This window comes from Waterburya agarophytonicola KI4 (assembly GCF_020640915.1).
GTDB classification, from domain to species: Bacteria; Cyanobacteriota; Cyanobacteriia; order Cyanobacteriales; family Xenococcaceae; genus Waterburya; species Waterburya agarophytonicola.
In genome coordinates, this window is the sequence record NZ_JADWDC010000118.1 from 1 (window position 1) to 5,719 (window position 5,719).

Here is a 5,719-nt window from a genome sequence, read left to right on the forward strand (position 1 = left end):
TAGATTAAGCCTTCCAGATAAATTCACTCAGTAGAGAAAACCCGCAACCAGTTCTGAGGCGATCGCCTTTTTCGAGAACCAGATACTAAACTGCCAGGAGTTATCGTACTTCTGTAGTTCGGCATTGGCTCGATTCCCTAGTGCCAGCTTGGGTAGTTGATAATCTCCACAGGGAACAGTCTCGTTTAACTTATCTTTAGCAATGCCTTTGATCGAACTGCGATCGAGAACAATGTCATATCCCCGATCTTCAGTCAGAGTTTGATTCGGCAGAAACGTTCCTTTAGCTAGAAAGCTAATGCCTGGTGTAGAATGACTTTTCTCTTTACTCCAGCCTGTCATCCACGCCATTCTAAACTGAAATGGTCGCTTATTTTTAGCACCAACTTCTCGTGCCAACTGGGGAGATATTTTACCGTGACAGTCTCCAGTAAAGAAATCGGCTGCTTCTTTTCTTTCATTAGGATCGTCACTTTGAGAATCAACTACCTTGAGACGTATGGGAGAATCATCTTTACTAGTGTCAAATATCGCTGCTCCTTCTAAACAGGAGCTTACCAGTAGTGAGCCGTAGCGACAGCAGTGGTCTGGTTGTGTTTTAAAGAATTGATGACGAATGTTATCAATCAGTTCCTTGTTGCCAAAGTAGACGCTTTTACCAGAACTAAAGATGACACCCCGTTTAATGTTGTCACCGAACTCAACTTTATCTAACTGATTCAAGTAAACTTTCGCAGCCTTTGCTGGGTCTTCAAACTGTAGCTGCTTACCGCGATTTTTATCGAGTTTAACAATAACCAGAGAAGACAAGTCATGTTCTTCTCCTAGCAGTTCTAATAAAGAATCGTTAATAGTTTCTGGCTCTGATAAATATTTTCCCGATTCAGCTAAGCTTAAATCGATTACGGGAATTTTTAGTCCTGGCTCAATAACCAAGTTGTTTTTATCCTTTTGATTGCTCATCTTTTTACTACTCCTGCGCCAATAGTATTTTCTTTCTCAAAAAAATAAATCCGACAGGATGACTTTTTAATTAGTCTTTTGAAATGAGCAAAAATAACCAATTAATTTACCTAAAGCTACTAGGTACTGGCAGTACAACTGCGCTGTATAATCTGCAAAACAAAAGTAAATAGAGAAAAACGGTCTATGAAGAATAAAGTAACTAACGTCGGTCGCGATCGCGCAATCGAGAAAAATCAACCGATTATGAAACGAAGAAAAGAAAAGATTAAAGTCCACCACAGTTTGATGGAATTTTACACGGATACAGGATTAATCGATGAATATAGAATTGAGGTAGATTATTCAAATGACAACGATAATCAAACCTATGGAGTCACTGAAGAAGAAATAGACGATCCTAAATTTTGGCTAGATCTTTAGCGTCGGGAACTATTTTGGCGATCGCCTCTTCGGTAATAAAAGTAGAGGTGGCAAAACCACTATTGAGATCTAAATAAGTAGCCAAACGATTTAATTTACCTATTACCAGTTGAACTAGATAGCTTGCTGCCTCTGCTGCCATGCGCTGATTAATGGAAAGGGTTTGAGTATTAAGCAGGGCAAGTTCGGCGCAAGAGACGGTATTGTCATCCAATTCCTCTGGTTTTGGCTTTAATAATTCGGGGTGTTGTAGACAGGGCGCGGGCAATTTAATACACCCCAACTCATGAAATTTGTAAACATCAATCTCCGTTGATAAATGAGAACCGATTAATACCTGCCCGCTATTTGAATGATTGCCGCAATCTAGCCACCAAAGTTCTGTGGCGACATCTCTAGTATGCCAAGATTGATATTGGGACAAAGCATGGGTAATTGACTGGCGAGCGAGCGCATTATCGACACAGCCAATGATAATTTTGAGCTTATGTTCTCTTTGATAGTAGTCTCTAGCAACTATTTGTGAATCGAACAAAGCTGGTAATGCATTAATCTCAACGCCCCAACTGAGGCTATATCTTAATGCCAAAGTTTGAGCTTTATTTAATCCGATTTCAGCATCGCAGAAGTTTTGACGTAGGACATTTTTTCGTTCTACGGCATCGGGATCGATAAATATTAAGGTTGTTGCTTTGCCTTGCTCGCTCAGAGTTCTGGCGATTCGACAAAGACTGGGGGCAAGCCAGCTACCAGTACCACCGCATCCGACTAGGTAAAATTCTACCTGTTTATATACGGGGAGTATGATGGACTTGGCGTGAAGAACAGAGTAGTCAAAAGACATATGAGTAAATATGATTGAACGAAGGCAGGAGGCAGAAGGCAGAGGGCAGAAGGATTCAATCGGAGGGGAATTCAAACCCGCCACCAATTTAATTAAAGCGGTAGAAAAAGATCCCAGTTGGGACATTGAGCCTGAGAAAATCGCTTCTAAACTAATCCCCGAAAGGGCAAAGCCAACTAAACCAAGAACTAGAATTAATAATTCTATTTATGACCTAAAACCCAAATCCTAAATGGTTTCCAGGTTTGTTCGATCTGTAAAATACACATTTATTTAATCTCAGATAATGCCAAATTGAGTATTTTACGATAACGTCATAGTAAATTTGTAAGCAGTGTTTTTTGAGACGATATATGACAGATCAAATTATTCTGGTTATGCTCTCGGAGGCGGGAGGAGTTGGTAAAACAACAATCGCTGTTAACGTAGCTTATGAATGGAGTTTACGAGGAAGATCGGTTACGATAATCGATCTTGATAACAATCACAGTTTAGATGCTTTTGTTGGGTTGAAACCAGAGCGAGATCCACGGCAAACGACAGCCAGAATCTTCGATCGCGATTTTGATGGTTCATGGCCATTGAAATCTATTTTTGGCTCTGAATTGATTTCAGTGTGCCAGGGATGTCGTGGACTAAAAGAAGTGGGAGAAAGCTTGGTTTTACGCAAAAGAAGAGAGTACGCTCTCGATAAAATACTAAAAGCTTATCCTCTTGACTGTGAATTAATCATTCTTGATTGTCGAGCAGGATTCGATCTTTTAACTGAAAATGCTTTGGCAGCCAGTACGGATATTTTGATTCCCGTTGATATGGGAGTAAAGGCAAGAACGGTATCTTCTCTCGTTAATATTATCTGGCAGGAGTTTGAGGAATTAGAGTTATCCCCATCGCCGAGAATGATGGGCTTAATTCCCAATCATTACAACAAAGATGCAGCTTTTCACGAAGATTTTATCGAAGCACTAACCAGAATATCTCAGCAGCTAGACATTAAGCTTTATCCACCACTGCGTACCTGGCAGTATCTTAATAATTCAGCTATTTTGGGTAAACCTTTGAAAATCATCAGATCGGGCGATCGCATGAATTCAATTTTTGCAGGTATAGTAGACGATTTAGAAAAAATTAAGGAGAACTAGTTTAATGGGTAGAAGACAATCTGTTGCCAATCTAATTGACGAGGATTTTGATTCGGCGATCGCTGCTAAAAAGCGACATGACGTAATTCAAGACTTGAAGCAGCAGCTCGACCAAACTCAAAAAGAAGTCGAGAAAAGAGAAGAACTATTGATTCAGTTACGTTCTCAACTAGAGCAGGGTAACGGTAAAGTATTAGTTTCAATTGAGAACATTACACCTAGCGATCAATGCCGTAAAACATTTACTGAAGCAGTAATTTTGAAAAGGGTTGAATCCCTAAAGCGAGAAGGACAGCTTGATTCGCTAATTTTAATTCCATCGACAGATAAAGCAGATTACTATCAGCTTGAAGATGGTGAAGTTACTTGGAGAGCAGCCAAATATTTAGTAGAAGCTGGAGATGAAAAATGGAAAAGATTGGAAGCAGTCATTTCCCCTTTAGTAGGTGACGAAAAAGAGATTCACCGTCGTACTCTACTACACCATCTTCACAGCGAAAGTTTGAATTCTCTAGATCGGGCTGAATCGCTTGTGCGAGAACTTAATTGGAATGTAGATTTAGATATTTATGAAGATGAAGTAGAAGAAGGACAATCAAGATCTCAGGCAGCGGTTGCCAAGCTCAAAAAAATCCTCAGAAATCTTGACTATCAGTTCCGTAAAAACGAAGCAGCAGATCGGACTTTGCAGTTAATTGAAAAAGCCACTAGAGAAGAACAGCAGAAAGCTTTAGAGAAACTAGAATTAAATTCTTTACAGATTGAAATAATTCTGATCTTACTTGATTTTCAAGTAGAACTACATTCATTTGTTGCTAACGATTTAGCAATGATTTCTCTGACGGAGGATCTAAAACAAGCTGTCCGTGAAAGAAACTTACCTTGCCACCAGGCAAAAGCACTGGGCAAACTTACCGCTAAGAAACTGGGTAAAGACGATGCTGCTGCTTTGGAAATAAGAACTAAAGCAGTCGAACGTGTTTTGAAAGAAGCTCTTAGCGTTAGAGATACCAGGAAATTTGTGACTGAGTTACTAGAAGAATACGGAACTAAGAAACCAAAAACTGAAACCAAGGAAAAAACTATCGATCGATATCAAGAAGTTAAACAGGGGCTGTCAAAACTTCCTGTTAAACAGTTAAAAGCCAATCATCTAAAATCTCTAAGAAAAGCAATGGAGAAGAAAATGCGTGAAATTGACTCTATCCTTGCAAAAGAGAAAGGTGCTACAAGCTAATATTATCAGGTTTTTGAGAGAATTAGACATTTCTATATTCTCAATTACGATGACGTTATAGTAATTGAGAATATACCGCATATTAAATTTCTTAAATGACTTTTCATTTAGCTTAATTTCATTTAGTGGATTTTGTTACGTATTCCACTGCTTCTTCTACGGTCAAGTTATCCCGAATAGGAATGAGATCGGAGGTTGGATAGCGAGAGCGATTAGAAATTCTGGCTCTTCGATTCTGGAGTTTTAGCTGCTGGATGATATTATCAAACTTTATCGATTTACCCTGAGTGTAATCTTGGTTAAATGTACTGCCGATAAACTTCCACCAGGTGGATTCTATAGTTGATAGGCTAGCGATTAGAGGACAAATATTTCCCCAGCAAACTCTACCGTCGTTCATCACGTTGGGTAGAGGTGCATGATGTATTAATAGCTGAGAATTAAATCTTATCTTTTTAACCGCCCAGACATAATAACTATCAGAGATTCCTACAAAGACCAAACTCGGTAAGGGTACGTATAATTGCTCTGACTGTACTTGTAGACGATAACGCTGTTGCGGAAAGAAGCAGACAACCCAATTACCGATAGTAGTACTACCATGACGAATAATGTTTTTAGGCAGCCATCCTGTATCGGTAGGCTCATTGTCAAAAGCACGACGTAAAATGTCTGAGGTTAGGCTTTTGTAGATATGTCTATTACCTTCTAAGTAATGAAGAATATAATTGCGATCGACAAATAGAAGTTCGGCATCCAAATGGTCTAGATTTCTTGGTGCTTTGGAAATAATTTCTCTAAGAGTATCTCCAGATATTATCGGCGAGTCGTGCATTGATTCCATATTTTTACAATGTATTGAAAATTAGTAGTTAAATCGCTTTCTAGCCAGTCAATAAGAGAACCCACAATATTTAAGATCCTCTGAGCTTTTAGATACTCTTTGTGAAGGTAGTTAACATTTTCCATTGACCAATCCAAGGTTGTTCCCGATCTATCCTGCGTCCAACCACCTTCTTCATCAAGCCAAATATTGTTAGTATTTTGGTCTAGTAAAGAACTCTTGCAAAAATATTTTGTGCTATGATTAAGGATTTTACTTTTCATTAA

The 5,719-nt window shown here is 38.9% G+C and carries 7 protein-coding genes and 1 pseudogene; 4 read left to right on the forward strand and 4 right to left on the reverse strand.

Going from position 1 to position 5,719, the window contains the following annotated elements; all coding sequences use genetic code 11:
* Nucleotides 1-27: 27 nt before the first annotated feature.
* Nucleotides 28-963 (reverse strand): hypothetical protein, encoded by a 936-nt coding sequence (locus I4641_RS22980; protein WP_229642914.1) that lies wholly within the window; start codon nt 961-963, stop codon nt 28-30.
* A 186-nt stretch (nt 964-1,149) separates the two neighbouring features.
* Between I4641_RS22980 and I4641_RS22985 the strand changes: the two genes are divergently transcribed.
* Nucleotides 1,150-1,386 carry an oxidoreductase gene (locus I4641_RS22985; protein ID WP_229642915.1) on the forward strand — a complete coding sequence of 79 codons (237 nt, stop codon included), beginning with the start codon at nt 1,150-1,152 and terminating at the stop codon, nt 1,384-1,386.
* Here the strand turns inward: I4641_RS22985 and I4641_RS22990 are convergent.
* A complete protein-coding gene (locus I4641_RS22990) occupies nt 1,364-2,230 on the reverse strand; it encodes a ThiF family adenylyltransferase (protein WP_229642916.1) in 867 nt (288 codons plus the stop codon). The genes I4641_RS22985 and I4641_RS22990 overlap by 23 nt on opposite strands.
* Before the next feature lie 10 nt (nt 2,231-2,240).
* On the opposite strand from I4641_RS22990, the gene I4641_RS22995 reads away from it, so the two are divergent.
* The 3 genes from I4641_RS22995 to I4641_RS23005 all read left to right on the forward strand — a co-directional run bounded on the left by I4641_RS22995 (nt 2,241) and on the right by I4641_RS23005 (nt 4,609).
* Entirely contained in the window at nt 2,241-2,462 is a 222-nt protein-coding gene (locus I4641_RS22995; protein WP_229642917.1) for a hypothetical protein, read from the forward strand.
* A 121-nt stretch (nt 2,463-2,583) separates the two neighbouring features.
* The gene (locus I4641_RS23000; RefSeq protein WP_229642918.1) at nt 2,584-3,372 is read left to right on the forward strand and encodes a ParA family protein; all 789 of its coding nucleotides are present in this window, start codon (nt 2,584-2,586) and stop codon (nt 3,370-3,372) included.
* 4 nt (nt 3,373-3,376) lie between these two features.
* Nucleotides 3,377-4,609, forward strand: a complete 1,233-nt coding sequence (locus I4641_RS23005; protein WP_229642919.1) for a ParB-like helix-turn-helix domain-containing protein — start codon at nt 3,377-3,379, stop codon at nt 4,607-4,609.
* Between the two features lie 118 nt (nt 4,610-4,727).
* Here the strand turns inward: I4641_RS23005 and I4641_RS23010 are convergent, their stop codons facing one another.
* Both I4641_RS23010 and I4641_RS23015 read right to left on the reverse strand, forming a co-directional pair.
* A complete protein-coding gene (locus I4641_RS23010; protein WP_229642920.1) occupies nt 4,728-5,453 on the reverse strand; it encodes a prokaryotic E2 ligase family D protein in 726 nt (241 codons plus the stop codon).
* Nucleotides 5,426-5,719 (reverse strand): annotated as a pseudogene (locus I4641_RS23015) (hypothetical protein); the annotation flags it as partial. The gene I4641_RS23010 and the pseudogene I4641_RS23015, both read right to left, overlap by 28 nt.